General features: G+C 43.1%; 1 pseudogene. It reads left to right on the forward strand.

Annotation, left to right across the window (positions count from 1 at the left end):
• Positions 1-661, forward strand: a pseudogene (locus ACHRWY_RS27545) (hypothetical protein); the annotation flags it as partial.

The following is a 661-nucleotide window of genomic DNA, read 5'->3' on the forward strand; positions in this document are numbered from 1 at the left end:
CCATTGTCGCCAAGTTCATCTATAGCCATAACAAAACAGGGTGTATTTGTAGACAGCAATGGTAACGGAATAACCAATGTGGGGGACAGGGTCGAATATACTTTTGTAGTGACCAATACAGGAAATACAACCTTAACCCATATTACAGTGACAGATAATAATGCCGTTGTCACCGGAGGCCCTTTGGCAAGTTTAGGGGTTGGGGCCATAGACGCAACAACATTTAAAGCAGTACACCTTATAACACAAGCTGATATTGATAAGGGAGAAGTCTACAATTTAGCCACTACAACCGGAAAAGATCCGGGCAATAATGACGTACCGGCAACATCAACAGATCCGTTGCCTTGTACAACATGTCCGGTTGATCCTGCCTGTCCGGATTGTACCATTACCCCATTGTCGCCAAGTTCATCTATAGCCATCACAAAACAAGGTGTATTTGTAGACAGCAATGGTAACGGAATAACGAATGTTGGGGACAGGGTCGAATATACTTTTGTAGTGACCAATACAGGAAATACAACCTTAACTCATATTACAGTGACAGATAATAATGCCGTTGTCACCGGAGGCCCTTTGGCAAGTTTAGGGGTTGGGGCCATAGACGCAACAACATTTAAAGCAGTACACCTTATAACACAAGCTGATATTGATAAGG

The organism is Flavobacterium sp. FlaQc-48, assembly GCF_044007335.1.
Taxonomy (GTDB): Bacteria; Bacteroidota; Bacteroidia; order Flavobacteriales; family Flavobacteriaceae; genus Flavobacterium.